Origin of the sequence: Streptomyces sp. NPDC006551 (genome assembly GCF_040611675.1) — a bacterium.
GTDB lineage: Bacteria > Actinomycetota > Actinomycetes > Streptomycetales > Streptomycetaceae > Streptomyces.
On sequence record NZ_JBEXOT010000060.1, the window covers coordinates 14,326 to 34,304 of the forward strand.

The 19,979-nt window shown below is 66.2% G+C and carries 9 protein-coding genes and 2 pseudogenes; 7 read left to right on the forward strand and 4 right to left on the reverse strand.

The window, feature by feature from the left end; all coding sequences use genetic code 11:
* The first annotated feature begins 727 nt into the window (after positions 1 to 727).
* The 3 genes from ABZY12_RS31800 (at position 728) to ABZY12_RS31810 (ending at position 3,624) form a co-directional block, all read left to right on the forward strand.
* Positions 728 to 991, forward strand: coding sequence for a helix-turn-helix transcriptional regulator (locus tag ABZY12_RS31800; RefSeq protein ID WP_356896478.1), 264 nt, complete (start codon positions 728 to 730; stop codon positions 989 to 991).
* Between the two features lie 156 nt (positions 992 to 1,147).
* Positions 1,148 to 2,002 carry a DUF6083 domain-containing protein gene (locus ABZY12_RS31805; RefSeq protein ID WP_356896480.1) on the forward strand — a complete coding sequence of 285 codons (855 nt, stop codon included), beginning with the start codon at positions 1,148 to 1,150 and terminating at the stop codon, positions 2,000 to 2,002.
* A 158-nt stretch (positions 2,003 to 2,160) separates the two neighbouring features.
* Positions 2,161 to 3,624, forward strand: a complete 1,464-nt coding sequence (locus ABZY12_RS31810) for a UvrD-helicase domain-containing protein (RefSeq protein ID WP_356896482.1) — start codon at positions 2,161 to 2,163, stop codon at positions 3,622 to 3,624.
* 17 nt (positions 3,625 to 3,641) lie between these two features.
* Here ABZY12_RS31810 and ABZY12_RS31815 read toward each other — a convergent pair.
* Positions 3,642 to 3,983 (reverse strand): annotated as a pseudogene (locus ABZY12_RS31815) (ATP-binding protein); the annotation flags it as partial.
* A 392-nt stretch (positions 3,984 to 4,375) separates the two neighbouring features.
* Here ABZY12_RS31815 and ABZY12_RS31820 point away from each other — a divergent pair.
* A pseudogene (locus ABZY12_RS31820) lies at positions 4,376 to 5,116 on the forward strand (DUF6119 family protein).
* 1,156 nt (positions 5,117 to 6,272) lie between these two features.
* Here ABZY12_RS31820 and ABZY12_RS31825 read toward each other — a convergent pair.
* The gene (locus ABZY12_RS31825) at positions 6,273 to 6,902 is read right to left on the reverse strand and encodes an SMI1/KNR4 family protein (RefSeq protein WP_356896484.1); all 630 of its coding nucleotides are present in this window, start codon (positions 6,900 to 6,902) and stop codon (positions 6,273 to 6,275) included.
* Positions 6,902 to 14,143: a polymorphic toxin-type HINT domain-containing protein gene (locus tag ABZY12_RS31830; protein WP_356896486.1), complete on the reverse strand. Its 7,242-nt coding sequence runs from the start codon at positions 14,141 to 14,143 to the stop codon at positions 6,902 to 6,904. The genes ABZY12_RS31825 and ABZY12_RS31830 overlap by 1 nt, the downstream gene beginning before the upstream one ends.
* A gap of 399 nt (positions 14,144 to 14,542) precedes the next feature.
* Between ABZY12_RS31830 and ABZY12_RS31835 the strand changes: the two genes are divergently transcribed.
* The 3 genes from ABZY12_RS31835 (at position 14,543) to ABZY12_RS31845 (ending at position 19,027) form a co-directional block, all read left to right on the forward strand.
* A complete protein-coding gene (locus ABZY12_RS31835; protein ID WP_356896488.1) occupies positions 14,543 to 17,788 on the forward strand; it encodes a DNRLRE domain-containing protein in 3,246 nt (1,081 codons plus the stop codon).
* Positions 17,789 to 18,270: 482 nt separating this feature from the next.
* On the forward strand, positions 18,271 to 18,501 hold the full coding sequence (locus ABZY12_RS31840; RefSeq protein ID WP_356896490.1) for a hypothetical protein: 231 nt from the start codon (positions 18,271 to 18,273) through the stop codon (positions 18,499 to 18,501).
* 67 nt (positions 18,502 to 18,568) lie between these two features.
* Complete coding sequence (locus tag ABZY12_RS31845; RefSeq protein WP_356896492.1) at positions 18,569 to 19,027, forward strand: lamin tail domain-containing protein; 459 nt, start codon at positions 18,569 to 18,571, stop codon at positions 19,025 to 19,027.
* A gap of 73 nt (positions 19,028 to 19,100) precedes the next feature.
* Here ABZY12_RS31845 and ABZY12_RS31850 read toward each other — a convergent pair whose 3' ends face one another.
* Positions 19,101 to 19,820, reverse strand: a complete 720-nt coding sequence (locus ABZY12_RS31850) for a hypothetical protein (RefSeq protein WP_356896494.1) — start codon at positions 19,818 to 19,820, stop codon at positions 19,101 to 19,103.
* Between the last annotated feature and the right edge of the window lie 159 nt (positions 19,821 to 19,979).

Consider the following 19,979-nt stretch of genomic DNA (forward strand, 5'->3'; position numbering starts at 1 on the left):
AACGTAGGACGCACTGCACGGCCAGGGCTCGGGCTTCAGCGCTCACGTGCGGGGGGAGCGAAGCGGCGAGGTAGCTGAGCATGTTGTCGACGAGGGCCCGTTCGGCTTCTTCGTGACGGCTCCTGCTTGAGCGGCGTCGCACGGTGGGCGAGGGCCCGGTAGCCGGGTTGAGGGTGGTCTCGGGGATGACCGAGGCGTCGGGCATGGCGCGGGCGCAGGCGAGGCACGTGTCCGCGAGACGCCAAAGCCGGCCTCCGCGTGCGCGGGAGAGAACGAGGAGGAGAGGGCCGGCGCAACCGCGGTGGCGGGGGTGCCAGCGGCAGCCGCGTTCGTGGCACTGGCAGGTCCGCAGGTGCTGAGGAAGGAGCGAGCGGCGAGCATGGCGGGCGAGGTGTGCAAGAGCTGCCGAGCGTGCAGCGTGCCCTTGGAGGGTTTCCGGCTCGAGGGGGCAGTGGGCGCAGGCGAGGACCGGTCCTTGGGGATGAGGCCGTAGTTCGACGGTCCAGGCGCGTGTCGCGGGCGGGCGCATGGTGCACAGCCTCATCGGCCGAGAACCCCTCTCTGTCACCCGCTGGTTCGGGCCCGTGAGAGTCGGGCGGCGGGGGAGTGTCGTGATGGCCGCACACCGTAGTGCAGATGTCTGCCCTCTGTGGCGGTGCACTCACCTACACAAATAGGGCAGAGGTCTGCACTGACAGGGCAGGGTCCTGCACCTTCGGATGGACAAGTGACGATCTTGCCGCCCGAACCAAACCTCGACGCGCTGCGCCTGCAACTCGCGCGCCTCAGGGGAGAACGCGGCTGGACCTACGACGAACTCGCCGAAAAAACCGCCTTGTCCAGGCGCACCCTCATCGAAATCGAGCAGGGCCGCACCATCGGATCCCTCGCCACCTGGCACGCCCTCGGCCACGCCTTCGACGTCCCCCTCGGCGGCCTCTTCGCCGCCCTCTGCGAAGGCCACGCACCCCCAGGCGGCGACACCCAGTAATCCACGTTCCGGCTGCCAGAGATCACCCGAACCAGTCACGACACGAGAACATGCGAGCGAGTCATCGCCTTCCTGTTCCCACGTGATGGGCCGACCGGGGGACCGGAACCGTGCGCACGCCACTGTCTCGGCGCGTCGACTGGCACCTTCACGCCCATGCGCCCCACCCATGCCTCCACCGGCCGCCACTGGGACGGCAGCCCCACCGCGCCACACCGCAGGCGCGCCCTGCAGGTAGCCACCGACAGTCCTAGCCGCCTGCTGCGCATCGCCCAGGCCAGCCGCTGCCGCGACTGCGGCAACCGAATCGAATGGCACACCACCAGCAGCCGGCAACCCGTCGGACTCCACCCCACCGAACTGCCGTCCAAGATCGTCCCTACTAGCCGCCGCTGGCACGTCGCCTCCGGAATTGCCCACCCGGCCGGTGACGGCAGCCCATGGTGCCGCATCACCCACCACACCCTGTGCCCTGCACACTCCACACCACAGGAGCTCCCGCCCCAGCTCGACGGCCTGCGCAGGCGTCTTGCCCTCAACACCCGCCACCTCGTAGACGCCGGCGCTTTCACACCCGGCGAGAAACCTGCCGACGAAACCGCAGCAGACCCCTGCCGGCCGGCCCGCCCCCTCGTACAGCTCCTGTACGGCCGATACCTCGCAGCACAACCTGTCGAAGACATCCAGTGCGTTGCCCAGACCCGTCGCCGCACCCGCTGTCTCCAGCGCGTCTTGGATTCCGGAGCCGCCCCAGGGCGGTGGGTGCTCGCCCCTGCAGCCTGCAACCGCAGCCGCCAACTGGCCCGGCCCGTAGTAGATATCGCCATCTACGACCTCGGTCACCTGTCCTACTCGGAGCAACTGCGCTGGCGGACCCAACGCTGCTCCACCCACGCGTCAATCACCGGAGTACCCGACCTGGCCCGAACAGACTGGGAGCCCTTCGACCCGATCCGGCACCACGAGCACCTGGTGTCCCGCCTTCCTGGCAGCCGCCACCACGTCCGTTGACGCGCAGCAGCGTCACCGAAGCCGACTCCCGAGGGAGACGTGTCCCGGCTCGTTCCTACGACCTGGCGCTGACACCTCGAAGCTGTCCGCAGCGACCCCTGGCATCGGCAGAGACCGTCATCCCCTTCTCCCACCTCGTCCCGCCACTGGAGCAGACCGTGTTCACCCCCACTGACGAACAAGCCCACGCAGCCGACCGCTTCCACGCGGGCGACCACATGGCCCTCCAAGCCGGCGCAGGCACCGGAAAGACCTCGACCCTGGCCCTCCTCGCCCAAGGCACCAAACGCCGCGGCCGCTACCTCGCCTACAACCGCGCCATCGCCGGCGACGCCGCCACCCGCTTTCCGGCCACCGTCACCTGCCGCACCGCACACTCCCTCGCCTACGCCGCCATCGGCCACCGCTACACACGCCGCCTCGACGCCCCGCGCAAGCCCGCCTGGCAAACCGGCCAAGACCTCGGCATCACCAAAACCGTCCGCATCGGCGGCCACGACCTCACGCCCACCACGCTCTCCAACACCGTCCTGCGCACCGTGACCCGGTTCTGCCACTCCGCAGACCGCGCCATCACCACCCACCACGTCCCGGCCCTACGCGGCCTCGAAGACCCGGCCAGGCACAGCGAACTCACCCATCTCGCCGTCAAGTTCGCACAAAAGGCGTGGTCCGACCTCCAGCATCCCGACGACGGAGCAGTTCGCTTCGACCCCGACCACTTCCTCAAAATCTGGTCCCTCACCGACCCCAAGATCCCCGCAGACTTCCTCCTCCTCGACGAAGCCCAGGACACCAACCCCGTCGTCGAACACATCTTCAACAACCAGCGCAACCACGCCCAGCTCGTCATGGTCGGCGACTCAGCCCAGGCCATCTACCACTGGCGCGGCGCCAAAGACGTCATGACCGGTTTCGACGGGGCCCACCTCACCCTCTCCCGCTCCTTCCGCTTCGGCCCCGCCCTGGCAGCGGAAGCCAACCGCTGGCTCACCATCGCCGAAGCGCCCCTGCGCCTCACCGGCAGCACCACAACACCCACCGACCTCGGCCCCCTCACTGCACCCGACGCGATCCTGTGTCGCACCAACGTCGGCGCCATGAAGCACGTCATGGCTCTCCTGTCCGCCCGGACCCGGGTAGCCCTCGCCGGGGGAGGCGACAGCCTCCGCTCCCTCGCCCTCGCCGCCCGACAGCTCCAAGAAGGCCGACCCACCAGCCACCCCGAACTCATCCTCTTCCCCACCTGGGGAGCCGTCCAGGACTACGCCGCACACGACCCCTGCGGCCGCGACCTGCAGCCACTGGTCGACCTCGTCGACAACCACGGCACCGACGCCATCCTCTCCGCGGTCAGCCACCTCAGTCACGAATCACACGCCCAGGTCACCGTCTCCACGGCGCACAAGGCCAAAGGACGAGAATGGGCCCGAGTGAAGATCGCCGACGACTTCCCCCCGCCCAAAGACACCGACGAGCAAGACCCCAGCGGCAAGCCGATCCCAGAACCGATCGATCCCGGTGAAGCCCGCCTCGCCTACGTGGCCGTCACACGCGCCCGTAAACACCTCGATATCGGTGGCTTGTCGTGGATCGACCACCACCCCGACGGAAAGCCCTGACGGCGCCAAACGCCTCGCGTGCCCAGCGCGATCAGCAGATGGGACTTGCCGGTGCCGGAGTCGCCGATGAGGCAGAGCGGCAGTCCCTTCTTGATCCATTCACATTTGGCGAGGGTGTGGACCATGGCCGGGTCGATGTTGGGGTTGCCGTCGAAGTCGAACTTGCGCAGCGACTTGTCGCGTGGGAATCCGGCGGCCTTGATGCGCCGCTCGGACCGGCGGCGGGCCCGGTCGTCGCACTCGGCCCGGAGGAGTTCTAAGAGGAATCCGAGGTAGGACATCTCCTCGCGGCCGGCGGTTTCGGCGAGCTCGGGGAACTGGGACCGGGTGGTGGGCAGCCTCAGCATCCGGCATACCTGGTAGGGGGGCCGCGGCGGAGCCGCAGGAGCTGGTCGTAGTGAGCGACCGACGGCAGAGGCCGTTTGTCAGGTGGCAAGTGGGCCCGGATGGCAGCGGGCAACGGGGCGATGCTCGTCCGGCTTTCTGCTATTGGTTCCGGAGCCTCGGCAGGGCCGGTGTCGGCGTCTGCCACCTTGCGGGCTTCAAGAGCGACGGCGTCCGCCGTCAGCGCCCCGGTCTTGAGGCGGCGGCGAGTCCGGTGACCAGGTGCTCGTGCGGCAGGTGCCGTCCGAGGAGAAGGATCTCGATGAGCGCGCGGGTGCCGTCTCGCTCGCCGTGGGCCTTGACCGCCGCTTCCTACCAGGTGTCGTGGACAGGAGGGAACCGAACGCTGGGCGACGTCCGCGTCACCATGTTCAGCGACGCGGACTGCCAAACCCCCGCCGGTACCACCACCAACGGCAGGGAATGGCTCATCGCCGACATCCCGACAGGCACCGACCGGCTCTTCTACGGCAACGGCAAATGGTTCGAAGTCGGCGCCAGCTTCATCCAGAACCTGGAGGAGGAACTCACCCGCCTCTTCATGGAACCCAAGACTGTCACCCTGCCGCCTTGGCCCAAGGGCCCGCTCAACTCTGAAGGTCACGACTCCCACGACGAGGATTGGTACAACAAGCTCGCAGCCAAGCAAAGCGGATACCTGCTTTTTGACAAGAAGAACGTCCGCACCGGCAACTTCCGGGGAGGAGGACTGGAGATCTGCGACCTCCTGGGACCCGAGAACCAGCTCATCTGCGTCAAGAAAGCCACCAGCAGCACCGCCCCCCCGCCACCTCTTCTCCCAGGGCGTGGTCGCCGGCGAGACACTGCGCAGTGACAAGCAAGTACGCGCCAAGTTCCTGGCCCAGGTCGCCGCCCACACGCCCGGCCACCGCCTCTGGAAGACTTCGGCAGCATCCGGGTCGTCTTCGCCCTCCTCTTCAAAACCGGCACCGACATCACCGTCAGCTCCATGTTCGCCTTCGCCCAGGTCTCCCTGCTCCAAACAGCCCGGCGCCTGCGCGCCATGAACACCGAAGTCGAGATCATCGCCATCCGCCGGATGTGCCGCCCGAGGATGTACGTCCGCCGACCCCGACGGAGGAGTTGAGCGCGAAGGTGGCCGTGGCCAACCGGAGGTGGGGACGGCCACCTTCGCGCTCAGTCCTGCGGTACGAGACCTGGATGCTCCAGCCCGACCGCGGGCCGGACGCGGAGCCGGTCCTGTACGCGATGCAGTGCGCCGTGGACGAAGAGACCTCACCGACGAGCGAGGACTTCGCCGAACCGCAGGACTGGGTGCTGCGGCACTGCGGCCAGAACCCGTCCCACACACCTACCGGGAGATCATCACCCTCCCCTGGGAACCTGGCGCCAGACGTGACCCGCCTCGCTCGCCCAGGCGCCGCATCGCGCTGACCCACCCGACTCCCGTCCCTGCCGGGCGCAGCCGAATGAGGCTCGCCCGCACTCGTCAGCCCCGGCAGGGACGGGCCCTCACGTGCGTGCCGTGCCCATGGGGGTTCTGGCCTCTGCCACAGGAAGTCAGCCACGACGGCGGGCGCGTCGACCGGCCACTCGCCACGTGTGTCTCGCTCAACCCGCACCGGCATCAGCCCAGTTATCTCCATCGTCACGGCCACCAGCCGGGCAGCAAGCATGGGCGTCCGGGACGGCGCGAGCCCGCCGGGCGGCTTCTCAGGTGCCCGGCCAGTCTGCTGTTGAGCGGTCGGACCGGGGCTTCCGATTGGTGGTCCGGCTTACGCTCCCGGGCTCTGCGCGCCGAGTTGTCGGCGGCCGTCGCCAGCGGGGCGGCAGACAGGAGCGGGCGGCGGTCACCGACCGCCGGCGCGCGGCGGCCCGCGTCAGCGGGACGCCCTTGATCAAGTAAAAAACTCTGAACAGCTCGTCCCATGGATCTGATGGCGAGTGCACGGGAAGAGCCGACGGTTCGGGGCTGGCGGCGAGAGCCGGGGCCGCAGTGAGTCGGCTTCGGGACAGTTCACACCTCGGCCACGCCCACGTCGGCGTCACCGCCATCGTCTACACCCACGTACGCCTCCGACTCCTACGCCGCCATAATCATACTCAGCAACACCCTCAACCGCCCTGATGCACGAACGGCAACGGCGGCGAACACCCCCGGTGTCCGCCGCCGTTGCCGTCAGCTAGTGCCGTCACGGCACCTGAACACCTCGTCAGGACACACCTGACGGGCGCTAGATTTGCACAAGCACTCCCGAGGGGAGAAACGCTCACCGGCCGCGTCAGTCAAAGACCGAATACTTGATCACCGCCCCGTCCGGCAGATCTCTGATCTGCACGGCAAGCTCTGCACGAAGCCGCATCCCTTTGGCCGCATCGAGGGCATGCAAGTTATGCACCGAATACTCTCCGCCCAGCACAAATGGCCTCTTCGGGAGGAGACGAAATCCTTGCTGGAGCTGACCGTATCGACTCTGCCACTCATGAGCCAACGGATAGCCGGTCTCGACTTCGAAATCGCCGAGTAGGCGGCTTGCCCATTCTTCCATGCTCGCGGCCATTGGTGACGCTTCTCCGGTCTCCGGGTCAAATGAGTAAATCATTTCACCTCTGATGCCGAATTGGCCGCCGAAGCAATCTTCGGCGAAGAATAGGTACCCGTCGGCCATGCCGCAGTACTCGACTCGCCACAACTGATCTTCGTTCCAGCCCTCCTGGCTCAATGCATCACCAGCGGAGCCAACCGGAAAGACGTGCAACGCCGATTCGAAAGCGTAGAAGCCATTGACGGCCCGCAAGAGCTCGGCAAGCTCTACGCCCAACCTCCCGTACGCCGGGTTCAACTCTATATCGCTAGTGGAGCCGAGGGGCTCCCCAGAAATTTGAAGAAGCTTACTGATAGATGCTTCCATTACGGGCACACCACCACATGAACGACAGTTCCGTTGGGCAATCCGGTGCACTGATGCCTAATGACTGAACCAGCTCCTCTATTATCACCGGGATCAATTGGTCGCACGCTTGAACCCGTTCCGCCTTCCTGGAACATCGCAGGAGGATACTCGTCACGATCCTTCCCTGCCACGACCGGGTTACCCCGCATCGATTCTGCGCGCCTCTTCTTCGCGCCGCCTCGATCAATGGTCAAGTGGTCTGGCTGCCCTGCCGCCTGCGCATCTTCAATGTGCTGCGCTGATTCCGGGTGTCGACTCCTGCTGACCCCGACATCGGGTACGCCATTGCAATTGTGGACCAGGACTGGTGTGGCCCCCGCCAGCACATAGTACGTGTGGAGGTTGCTGACGGTGAGGTTGTGGACGGTGGTGTTTTGTGTCCAGCGCTGGATTGCGGTGATCTGGGCGTAGGTGCCGATGCTGGTCTGGAGCCACTGGCCGGGGCGGAGTGCTGTGGCGTCGAGCCATTCGCCGAGCTCGGGTACCCAGAAGGGGTGGCCGTCTGTTGCGGTGACGGTGGCTGTCTTGGTGCCGTGGATGCCGTCGGTGTCGATGGTGATGCGGACCAGGTTCTTCTTGCCCTGTCCGACGATTTCGGTGGTGACGGTTTCGGTGCGGGTTTCGCTGGTTTCGGGGTCGGTGGCCAGGACCTGGTCGCCGGTTTCGATGTTTTCGATGGGTTTGGTGGTGCCGTCGGCGAGGAGGACTTCGGTGCCCTCTGCGAAGCTATTGCTTACGCATTTCGTGGCTTTCCGTGCGACGGACTTGGCTGCTCCAGCGGGGCTGGCCAGGCTCACCATGTCCATGAGGACTTGGCCGGATTCGTAGGAGCGGGTGTTGGTGTCGACGCCTATGGAGGAGACGGCGGCGTCGTAGCCGGCGGTGAGTACGTCCCCCACCATGGGGGCCGGCAGGGCGATGGCTGATTCCCCGACCAGCCATCTTCCCACGCCGGCGAGCATGTTCCAGCCCCAGTTACGTTCGTAGTAAGGGTTCTTCCACCCGGTGACCTTCTTGGCCATGCCGTGCCAGGGCATGTTGCCCAGGCCTTCCGACTTCCAGTTCGCGATGGTGAGGGCGGGCATGTTCCGGCGGTAGTACTCCGCGACGGTGGCCTCGCTTTGGTACTGGGTGGTGCTGGTGGTGATGACCTGGTCGCCGGAGCACTTGTAGAGCGATGCGCATTCGTCGCTTTTCAGTCCGGTGGGGTCGGACTGGGTGACGGGGGTGGCGTTGGCGTAGGTGTACCCGTTCATCTGGAGCGGGTCGGCGAGGTCCATGATCGGGTCGGCGGAGAGGAATCGGCCGGTGGTGGGGTCGTATTCGCGGGCGCCGATGTGGGTGAGGCCGGTGGTGGGGTCGTCGATGCCGGTGCCGAGGAAGGTGTGCCGGCTGGGCCAGTCGGTGGGCTGGGTGCCGCGGGGGTTTCCGTAGGGGTCGAAGAAGCGGCGGGTGACGGCCTGGTTGCTGGTCTGCTCGATGGCGGTGGTGGCCGTGTTGTGGTGGTCGGAGAGCAGGACGGTGAGCTTGTGGCCGGTGGTCTTGCCGCCGGTTGAGCGGACGGTCGTGGGGGCGCCGGGGTGGCCGTAGTAGCGCTGGGCGTTGAGGGCTTGCCCGGCGGTGTTGACGGTGATTTCGGCTTCGCCGAGGAAGAGGGTGCGGGTGGTGCCGTTGTTTTCGATGAGGCGGTTGCCGGATGCGTCGTACAGGTAGGTGACGTTCGCGGTGCCGTTGTTGTCGGTGTCGACGGACGTCAGTTTGTTACGGCGGTCCCACGCGAAGGTGGCGGTCGCACCGCCTGCGGTGACACGCTCGGTGGTGTTGCCCGAGGCGTCGTACGTGAAGCTCTGGCGGAGGTCCAGGCTGGTCCCGTCCGCGTTCTGGGTGCTTTCGACGCTGACCAGGGTGTGAGGCTGAGCCGTGGTGGGGGGCTGGGTGAGGTTGTTCTCGACCGTCTTGCCGTAGGTGTAGCTGTAGGTCTGTGCGGGCTGGACGCCGGCGGGGTCGTGGACCGTCAGAGTGGAGCGGTTGCCGATGGAGTCGAACGCGTATTCCTGCCAGTAGCCGTTGCCCTCAGTGCCGGTGGAGACGGTGCCTGCTGCCGGTCCGGCGCCCTGCGCCGTGGTGGCAGGCGCGCAGCCCTCGGTACCGGTCCAGGCGTGGACGAGGCGGCCCATCGGGTCGTAGGCGAAGCACTGCTGATCGGACTTGGAGACCTTCTGGGTGCTGGTGGTCTCGGTCTGGGTGCCGGTGATGGAGGTGACGTTGCCGACCTTGTCGTAGCCGTACTGGGTAACGGAGCTCCAGATCGGGTTGATCGTCTCCCGCTGGGCGACCGTCTTGTCCAGGCGGCCGGTCAGTTCGTCATAGGCGGTGGTCGTCCAGACCCGTGCGCCAGCCTCGCCGGAGGTTGTCCGCAGGACTTTACCGAAGGGGCTGTAGAGGGTGCCGGCCGTGTACCAGGTGAGCCCGGAGGTGGTGAGAGGGGATCCTTCACCGTTGTAGCGGGTGATCACCTTCTCGGCGGCGAGCCCGCCTGGGGTGGCGGGCAGGGTCACCGACTGTGGCTTACCGGTGGCCGTGTAGGTGTTGGTGTAGGTGTAGGTGCCGTCCAGGCCGGTGGTGTCGTCGGTCTTGGGAATGGTGATCTTCGAGCCGGTGGGCCGGTACTCGGCGTCGTACCCAGTGGTTTCGCTCTTGTACTCGGCCGTGCCGTAGTAGCGGGTGGTGGCGACGGGGTAGCCCTTGGCGCCGGGCAGCGTGTCGTAGGTCCATTTGGCGATGAGTGAGCCGGTTGGGGAGTCGTCGCGGAGTTCAGTGGTGCGTCCGAGTGGGTCGTAGAGGGTGTGCTGAGCGCGCTGGCGGCTGTCCTTTGACCAGATCTTCTGGTCGAGTTCGTTGTAGCCGAAAGTGGTGGATCCGATGTCCGGGTCGGTGGTTTCCTTCTGCCGTCCGCGGACGTCGTAGGTGTAGGTCCAGCTGTTTCCCTTGGCGTCGGTGACCTCGGCGAGCTTGCCGCGAGCGTCGTAGGCGTAGTGCGTGTCGATGGACGCGGGTGCCGGGCCGGTGAGGCTGGTGGTGGTGTAGTGCTGGATCTTCGTCGTGCGGCCTGCGGCGTCGGTCCACGTCTTGGCCGCGCGGCTGCCGGCGAGCGGGGTTGTTCCGTCCGCCGACATGCCGGTGCGAGACAGCGTCCAGTCGCCGCCGTACTGGGTGGTCGTGGAGTGCTGGGGGTCGCCCTTGTACAGGGTGGTGGTGCGGATGGCGCGGCCGAGACCGTCGTAAGCGGTTTTGGTGGAGTTGGGGACCTCGGTGTAGCTGAGGGGGACGAAGATCTTGGGTTCTGGTTCGTCCGTCGTGAAGTAGCCGTTCTTGGTCTCCCTGACGGTGCCGTTGGCGTTGTACAGGGTGTCCGTGATGATCCGGCCGCCACCGATTGCTTCGGTTTGAGTCTGACGCGGCCGCAGCTGCCCGTCGTAGATGGTGACGCTGTCCTCGTAGGTGCCGTTGTCGCGCAGGGTCTGCGTGGTGACGACCGGGACCTTGTCAGCTGCGATCTGGTAGTCGAAGTGGGCAGACGCCTTGTCAGTAGCCGGGTTGCGCGCGGGTGACCAGACGTCGGTGAGCCGGCCCAGCTCGTCGTAGCGGCTCGTTGTTTTCCGCCCGTTGGCGTCGATGACCGACAGGACCGTGCCACGTGCCGGGTCGATGGTGGAGGTGGCCGCATGCTCCAGGGGGTTGGTGACGGTGATCTGGAACGGCGCGCCCGTGGCGGGGCTGTAGGTGGTGGATGTGGCGTTGCTTTCCGCGTCGATGGTCTTGGTGGGGCGCCCGAGCGCGTCGTACTCCGTGCGCACGGTGGTGGTCCAGCCGGTCCCCTCGCCGTTGATCGTGTCGACCTGGCGGGGCAGTCCCTTGACGGGGGCGGTACCGAAAGCTCCCAGCGCGTCGTAGGAAGTCCGGGCGTCGGAGACGACCTGGTTACCGGTTGCCGAGGCCGCACTCGAGCACGGCCCGACCGTGGACCGGACGCGCTGCGGCAGGCCGATCAGATGGTTGTCGGCGTTGTGCACATATGACGTTGTGGTGCAGGACTCATTGCTCTTGACCGTGACGCCCTCGTCGTTCGGGCTGAGCGTGTACGTATGGGTCTTGAGCGGCAGGTCATAGCCGTCGCGCTCTTCGGTTTCTATCCGCGTGCTGCGCGTCTTGCCGCCACTGACCGTCTGGATGGTATCGGCCCAGTCGGTGCCTGTGCGGTAGGCCTCGAGGGCCGGAAGTCCGTCCCCGCGTGCGCGGCTGGCGGTCTTCTCCGCGTAAGGCTTGGTCACCTCGCGCGCGGCGATGCTGCCGTCGGCCTTGGTGTAGGTGACTGTTTCGGCGGCGCGGCCCTGGAAGGGCAGGGAGTCGTCGACGGAGACGGTGGCCCCGGCTGCGTCCTTGAGAGTGAGCGTGATGGCGGGGCGGCCCGCGTCGCGCGACATGCCCCGGAAGTAGCGGGTGACCTTCTGTGACTGCTCGGTAGCGGCCCCCAGACCGTCGCTGGAGGTCTCACCGCGCCGCACGGTGACCTTGTCGTAGCCGCGCCACTGGTCGTAGGTGCGCAGCTCGGGCTTGGTGAACTCGTCGGTGTTCTTGGCCCAGGCACCTGATTCGGTGTACTTCGGCTTGTCGCCTTCCATGACGGGCTGGCCGGAGCCGTCCAGGACGGGGGTGCCGTAGAAGTACTGAGTGGTCACATCCGGCTCGCGGGCGACGCGGTCCTTCTCGACGATCTTTTCGACGACGTACTTGTTGAACCACTCGACCGGCGGGTTCTCCAGTTCGGGGTCCGGCGACCACTTGGTCGGGAAGCACCGTGTCGTGTTCGTTTCAGGCGACGGGTGGCTGCTTCCGACTGGGCACGGCGCCGAGTAGTCAACGTAGATCTCGCCGCCGGTCTCGGTCCGAATGGTTTCGACACGCAGACGGTCGAAGTCGGGCGTGTCATCGTCCGCGCTGGTGGCGACGCGATTGGGCATGTCGACGACGTTGGCGATGAAGGAGACGTCAGGAAGAGAGGTGCCTGCGTTGTCCTGCTTGCCGGTGGAGTCGGGGGCCGCGTAGCCGGTGCGGCGGATCGACTCGAGCCACAGCGGCGGGTGAGTGTCGGTTCGGTGCTTCGGGAACGACTGGTGCAGCTCCCATTTGTCGACGAGAAACAGATCGGTTGAACCCTGCAGGCGCTGGCCGTAGGTGGTGACAGCAGCCAGCTTGACCCGGGTCCAGAACGTCGGCGCGGAGGAGTAGCAGTTCTCGGCGCCAGCCTTGCAGTGCAGGGTGGAGGGAGTGTCCCACCAGGGCTGCTTGTCCGCATAGTTCGCCGAGTCGAACTTCGCTGCCGGGCAGGCGGTCCCGGTGGCGCAGCGCTCGTTGGCAGTGAACACCACCTTCCCCGCAGGCGGGCCGGTGAGGTTGCCGACGCGCAGTCCGTACAGGATCTGCTTGGGGTAACCGCCGCGGACGTAGGCCTTAGAAGCTGTGTACCCCTCGTTCTGGGCGTAGTAGTTGATCTCCTGCTGCCAGTCGACGACCATGGCGTTGCCGTGGACGTCTTCGACGTAGTCGAGGTTCCAGCGCCATGCCTGGGTGCAGGCAGAGCTGGCGTAGGTGGCCTGGTGGCAGGGGTCGCCGCTGTGGTTGCCGAAGACGGGAACGGTGAAGACCGAGTTGGTGTGGGCGCGGGTACCGGTGCCGTCGAGGTCGTTGCGGCCGAAGTAATAGCGGGTGCCGTCGCGGCTGGTTACACGCCAGTGCTCACCGGCGTACTTGCCGTCCTGACTCGTCGTCTTCACCTTACCGGCCCCGTCAAGGTACTCGACCTTCACGCCGTCGTCGTTGGCGGGAACCCACCGGCGATCGGCGTCGTGGACGAGTTCGGTGGACGAGCCACCGAGCGACAGCAGCAGACTGTCGCTCGCCCAGCACAGGTCGGTCTTCTTCTTGTCGCTCTCGCTGACGTTGTTGGGGCTGCCTGCCCGGTCGTCGGAGCAGGTGCGGTATCGCCGTTCGACGAACCCGGGGTGGTAGTCCCAGCCGTCGCCGATCCAGGACGCTTGGCCGTTGGCGACCGAGGTACGGCCGTCGACCGACTGGGAGGAGTAGCTGAACGCGATTTTCGGCGCTGGGCCGGCCGGGGGCGCGGGGACGGTCAACGGATAGGTCCAGGAGAAGCCACCGCTGCTTCCGCCGTGCGTCCACGAACCGCTCGGAGCCAGCGAGGTTGCTCTGTATGTACCGCCCGCACCAGCGGCGGCGTCGATCGCGGCCAGGACGGCCGACTCGTTGGAGCCGGTCTGCGTGGCCATTCCCTGGACCGGGCTTGCGGCGGGGTCGATCGTGGCACGGACCGTCTGCGCCGAAGGGTCGTTCGTGCTGGGAACGTCCACCGGGGTCGCGCACTCCGGCACGGTCGGCGTCGTAGCAAAGCAGGCAGGGAACTGCACCAGCTTCAGCCGCGACGCCCACTCGGTGCCGAACAGATCCTGGAACTTGCTGTAGTCAAGCTCCACATCGACCGGTGTGGAGCCGGTGGATGGGGGAGTGACGGTGATGATTGCACCGTCGACATGGGCTGCCTCGGTCGCCTCGCGCGCCTCGACGGTGACACCCCAGGTGCCCGAGGGGGCGGGCGGATTCGGCTCGTCCTCGGTGGGGGTCGCCTTACCCAGGCTCACGGGAAGGTCATCGACCTGCATGAGGCCCTCGCCCGCCTGGTCGAGGGGAACTGTGCCAGTGTCCTGTGCAGGCGGCGCGACATCGGACGGAATGTACTCCGCCGGCGGCGCGAGGGGCTCCCCTGACCAGCTGGTCAGTTTCTCGATCTCGCCCTCGTCCGGGAGCAGTTCCTTGCTTTCCTGAACCGCTTCCAGCTCGATGGCATCACGGGCGTCGACCGGCGGAAGTGCCCACGCCTGCGACGGCAGCAATGTTGCAACGACGAGCGCTGCGACGGTGACGGTACCGAGGCGATGGGGGATACGGGAACCAAGCCGGGACTTCCTACCGCGGCCAGGCTTCCGCCCACCGGGCAGCCAGAACGGGCGTCCCGAATCGGACGAGGACATGAACCCCCCACTTCCACCGCCGGCCGATGAACGGCCGCAGGGAATCGACAAATAGCCAGCAGATTGTGCAGGTGACCGGCACAGGAAATCCATAATCTCTGGCCCCGTGTGGTGTCACTCACAGCCGCAATTCAAATCATCAGGTGCCCAAGGGGGGCCGGCATGGCAATAAGGGAAAATGGTGAATGAGTGTATCAACCAGTGACGTTAGAAACTTTCATGCATGGAACGGGTCAAGATCGGCTATAGGGGGAAGATGCAATATGCGGTTTGCTATGGATTGCGGTCATTGGCGCGCAGGAAGGTGCAGGTCAAAGCACTTGCTGTGACCGATCAACGAACCTCAGTCGCAATGAGGTTCCAGCTCTTTGCACCCACGGAAGCGGTGACGAAAACGTGAAGATGGGTCATGCTCTGCTGGCACACGTCTGCGCACAGCAGGAATTCCGGGGGTAGCACAGCATTCAGGCGCCCGCGGGGGGAAAGGAAGCCATGGACGCCTCGAACATGCCAGAGAGCACGAAACCCGCTCCTGCGGGAGACGTCACCTCACGCGATTCTGCTGCCGTTGCGGCCCGGCCATGGAAGGGTTGGAAGAAGCGCCGCTACACGGTTCTTGCCGCAGTGATGGCCGCAACTGTCGCTGTCCCCCTGGCTGTCCACATGATCAACGACAGCCCGCCAGCCGCCACGCCGCCCGCCCGGAACACGCCCGGCGCCCATCGGCCTACGGACGCTGTAGAGGCCTCACGGGAAGCGAAGCGCACCGGCAAGGACGTCGTCGTCACCGCCCGGCACACGGCCAACTCCACCACCTGGGCACGCCCCGACGGACTGCTGCGTACCCGCACATACAGCGACACGATCCGGGCCAAGGTCGACGGGGTCTGGAAGCCGGTCGACACCACCCTGCGCCCGGTCAAAGGCGGATACGCCCCGAAGGCCGTCAACGATCCTCTGCTGTTCAGCGCCGGCACCAGGGGTACACACAGCGCCGACGGCAACAGAGCATCTCGCACGCTGAGCCGTGCCCTCCTTGCGCCCATGGCAACGAACGAGGCGACCTGGAGCGAACTCGTACGCCTCAGCATTGACGGTCACGAGCTCGTTGTCAGCTGGCCCGGCGCCCTCCCCGCCCCCGTCGTGAACGGCTCCCGGGCGCTGTACGAGAATGTCCGCCCCGGTATCGACCTCCTCCTCACCGCGCGCGACAGCGGCTACTCGCACGTCCTCATCGTGCACAATCCGGAAGCGGCCAAGGATCCTCTGCTCGCCGACCTCGACTACCGCCTGTCCTCTGCATCGCTGAACTTCAGCCTCGACGACACCTCAAACGTCGTCAGCGCCCGGGACAACAGCGGGCGCGAGCTAGCGGCAGCCCCCACCCCCTATCTGTGGGACTCCGCCGGCGCCGTGAGGACAACAGGCGGCGAGCCCATGCCCCCCGTCGATCCCACTGTGGACGACACCGCCCTTGCCCTGCCCGGCCTCGCCGGACCCCAGCCCGGAAGCCATGACGCCGTCCTCGACGCAACCCTTGCTGCCGACGGCACACTCAACCTCGCCACGAACGCAAAGGTGCTGACCGACCCGGACACGGTCTACCCCGTCTTCATCGATCCCTCCTTCAAGGGCCACAAGAAAAACTGGACCCTGCTCTACGAAAAGGCCCGCACTTCCAGCTTCTACAACGGCCAGAACTTCAACGACGGCACCAACGAAGCACGCGTCGGATACGAAGCCACCACCGGCGGCCTGTCACGCTCCGTCTTCAACTTCGAGCACTCCAGCGCCCTCTACGGCGTCACCGTGAGATCCGCGACCTTCCGCACCCTGCAGACCTACTCCTGGGGCTGCTCGCCACGCCAGTACAACGTGTGGTCCACCACCGCGATCTCCAGCGCCCACACATGGGACAACCAGCCCACTTGGAACCGGATCGTCGGCTCCTCGACCAACGGCCACGGCTACAAGGCGGACACCTGCCCCGACAGCTGGGTCGCGACCGACGTCAAGTCGGTAGCCCAGGAGGCAGCCACCAAGAAGTGGCCCCAAATCAGCCTCGGCCTGCGGGCGGCCAGCGAAACCGACTCCAACGCCTGGAAGAAGTTCATGGCCAACGGCGAGACCTCGCCGTACATCGAGATCGTCTACAACCGGCCACCGAACGAGCCCACGCAATCCGCCATGAAGACCACACCCGGCGGCATGTGCGACTACACCTCCCCCTTCCCCTCCATCGGCAAGTCCGACATCACCTTCAGCGCCAAAGGCACCGACACCGACGGCAACCTCCGCTACGTCCACATAAAGATCTGGCCCACCAGCGACACCGCCCACCCGCTCCGTGACGCCAACTACAGCCCCACCAGCGACGGCACCGCCACCGTCACCGTGCCCTGGACAAGCTTCGTCAACGGCAAGACCTACACCTGGACCGCCTGGACCGTCGATTCGGAAGGCGCCACCTCTCCGTGGGGGCCTTCTGGAACGACCGCGTACTGCCAGTTCACGGTCGACCAGTCGGTGCCCACCAGCCCCCAAGTCAGTTCGACCAACTACTACCCGCCGTCTGGTGACAACTTCGATACGTGGAGCAAGGTCCTCCATGGCACACCTGGACTGTTCACGTTCACCCCGAAGGCCGGCGACGGGGTGATCAAGTACGAGTACAGCTTTAACGCGCCCAACTACGCACAGATCATCGACATCAGCGCCACCCCCGACAAAGCAGTAGAGAAGTCTCTCTCGCCTCCGCTAGCCGGCCCCAACACGCTCTACGTCCGCGCCCGCGACGCTGCCGGAAACGTCTCGCATGGGCGCAGCTACGAATTTTCCGTCAGACCCCGCCCAGGCAAGGACAAGCCTGGTGACGCCAGCGGTGACGGCATCCCCGACCTCTACAGCGTCGATGACAAGGGCAACCTTCGGCTCTACCCCAGCCAGGATGGCGACATCGACGCTGGCATCCCCGCCGCCTACACCACAGAAGAGGGAGCCCCGGAGCACGTCGAGGGCCACTGGACGGGTGCACTGCTCAGCCACCACTCAGACTGGTTCCCCGGCGACGGCATCACCGACATGCTCGCCCGCATCAACAGCGGCCTCTACGTCTATCCCGGCGACGGGTACGGAAGTTTCGATGTTCATCAGCGCATCCAGGTCCTGTTGCCAGCAGCAGCGCCTAAACCCGCCGATCTCACACAGATCGTCGCCACTGGCGATGCCACCGGTGACGGACAGATGGACGCCATAGCCACCACCGTCAGCGGAGACCTGTGGGCGTTCACCGGATACACCGGCGCCTCCTTCGAAGGCGCGACGAAGCTGATCTCCGGTGCCTGGTCCGACAGGGACATCTTCGTTGCCGGTGACATCAGCGGCGACGGTGTTCTTGACCTGGTCTTCCGTAACAACACCGCCGGCGAACTCCGCCTGCGACAAGGCAAGCCCGCAGCCTCGGGAGGAACCGACCTCATGTCCCTCTCCACCGCCGCGGCCTCCGCCACCCCGACAGACCCCGTCTACAGCCTCGCCCCAGGCTGGCAGCCGACCGAAATCACCCTGTTCATGGGAACCCCCGACGCCAGCGGCGACGGCATCCCCGACTTCTGGGCGATGTACAAGACGGGCAACGTCCGCTTCTACCGCGGTGGACGCACGTCCCACCAAGCCTCCTACGGCAACGTCATCCAGACCGGCGACGACCTCTGGACTGACAAGGTCACCTTCGGATGACCAATGTGCGATCGGCGGAGACCTCACTTCGTTAATCGCGGCAGCACCCGGCCGACCGCACGGGCGCGCCTGGTGCAGGAGGGCTGCCCGCCCCCATGACCGGCGCAGCCCGCGCCGAGTGCCTCATCGGCCAGCCTGCCGTGCCCCCGATCCGAGCTGTGGACCGGGGGCACGGCAGCACCCACTGACGGCAAGGCATAGTCCCGGAAGGCACTGCTGGCCGACCGACAGGCCGCCGCTGGCTGACGGAGTCCACCTCGAATACGAGCAGAGCCCCGAACCGCGCCGGTGTGACTGAGCACGAGAGTTGGCGGAGGCCGTCATCCGGCACGCTCTTTGCCATGCTCGCCTGGCAATGGATGAGGCCAAGGCCCGGGAGTAGCTTTGGCGCCATGGTGTTGCTCGGGATCCTCGCCCTCGCTGTCTTGGGCACGTTCGCCTTCCTTGCGTTGCTGGGGACCGTAATGGGCCAGGCGGCAGGCGTGATCAGTTTCCTGCTGTACCTCGTCGGGGCCGGAGTGCTCTTCGCGGTCGGCTACTTCACCGCCCGTCTGGTTTTCGACCTGTCCGAGCAGCGGAGCATGGCCGTCGGCGCGGCTCTCCCGGTGATCTATGGAGCCGGCCGCCTCATCTGGCTGAAGTTGGGGCTGCCCACGCCGTTCAGCGACTACGACCGCTGGCGCAGCAAGGACCACCGGGACTACTGGAGCTGACGGACCACCGAAACGGGATGCTGCGCCACCAACCGAGCACCAGTGCCGGTACAACCCGGATGGGCAGGTGACCGGCGCCTTTCTGGACGTCCCCCTTTTTTTACTGACCGAAAGGCCTTTGGTGAGTCGTACCGTACGCATAGCCGCACTCGCCGTGGTCAGCCTGGCCACGCCGAGCCAGGCGGCCTCCACTACCGGCGCTCTGATGATCACGCACGTGCGGCCGAACGCCGCCGGCGCCGACACCCGTGATGGCACACAGCTGAACGTCAATGGCGAGTACTTCGTCATCAAGAACGTCACCACGAGGACCGTCAACACCGGCGGCTACGTCCCCGACATCACGACCAACACCTATGGGCGCGCACTACCCTCGTACAACTTGCCGGCCGGGGCGAAGGCGTACGTGCACACCGGCAACGGCCGAAACTACCGAGACAGCAGCGGGGCACACCACATCTTCGCGGCTATGCCCGCCACGTCCTGCTCAACACCTGCACCGCCACGAACCCGGACCTGCGGCTGAAGAAGCCCGGTAGCCCGGACAACAACACTGCCACCGCCCGACGCAGCCGGCCTTCCTCCAGAGAATGGGAGGTTCAGAAGGGTGGTTCAGTGCTGCAGCCGTCGCCCCTTGGGCCTGCTTCCTGCCGGGCTGGCGAGGGTCCGACTCCCTGGCCCCAGGCATTCAAGCCGCGGGCGGCAACGAACTGGTACGACCTGCGGGCGCTGATGGCCAGCACATCGCGAACCAACGGTGTGACGACAGATCGGTGCTGGACCAGCTCTGGATCGTCCAGAAGGGAGACAGCCGCGGCGATAGCCGCCTCCTGGACGGCAGTTTCGGGATCGTGCAGGAAGGCCGACACGGCCCGGAAGAGTGCGGGACGCAGTGCCCGAACCTGCACAGACACCGGGCTTCTCTCCAGGCGGAGTCCCAGCCGTGCCATCGTCGCCTCCGCCTCGTCGCCGACCGCGTTGGCCACGGACTCCACCCAGTCCAACAGGGCTGCACGCACCTGCCTCTGTCGTCCGACCGGGGCGGTGAGGACTGTGGCCGTCGACGGATCCATGAGCGCCGCTGCAACAAATAGTGCTGCAGGCACCGTCGCCGAGTAGACCGAGTTCTGGTGATGAATCGGATCCTCAAGATGGCGCAGCGCTGTGGCGTGTGTGCTGGGATCGTCCGAGAGTAGCCCAATGAGCAAAGCAGGAGACTTGTCGGCTGGCCCGTAGGCATGCTCGAGCACCTGCCAGTCGGTCGCCCTGACGAACGCCCGAGGGTCGGGCAGTGCGCCGTCAACATCAGTGATCGTCACACGACGAGTATGACGGGGCGCCCGGTCAGAGTTTCAGGTCCGCTGCTCGATAGCGGGACAGCCCTTACAAGCCGTCTCATTTGGTGAGGCGGCGGTAGCAGATGAGGGTGCAGGCGATGCTGGTGAAGGCGAGGAAGTGGCTGGCTTTGCGCTCGTAGC

What these genes read in the sequence shown, in the direction of transcription:
- ABZY12_RS31805 (WP_356896480.1), top strand. Translation starts at nt 1,148, where the DNA reads ATGCGCCCCACCCATGCCTCCACCGGCCGCCACTGGGACGGCAGCCCC.
- ABZY12_RS31825 (WP_356896484.1), bottom strand. Translation starts at nt 6,902, where the DNA reads ATGGAAGCATCTATCAGTAAGCTTCTTCAAATTTCTGGGGAGCCCCTC.
- ABZY12_RS31830 (WP_356896486.1), bottom strand. Translation starts at nt 14,143, where the DNA reads ATGGATTTCCTGTGCCGGTCACCTGCACAATCTGCTGGCTATTTGTCG.
- ABZY12_RS31835 (WP_356896488.1), top strand. Translation starts at nt 14,543, where the DNA reads ATGGACGCCTCGAACATGCCAGAGAGCACGAAACCCGCTCCTGCGGGA.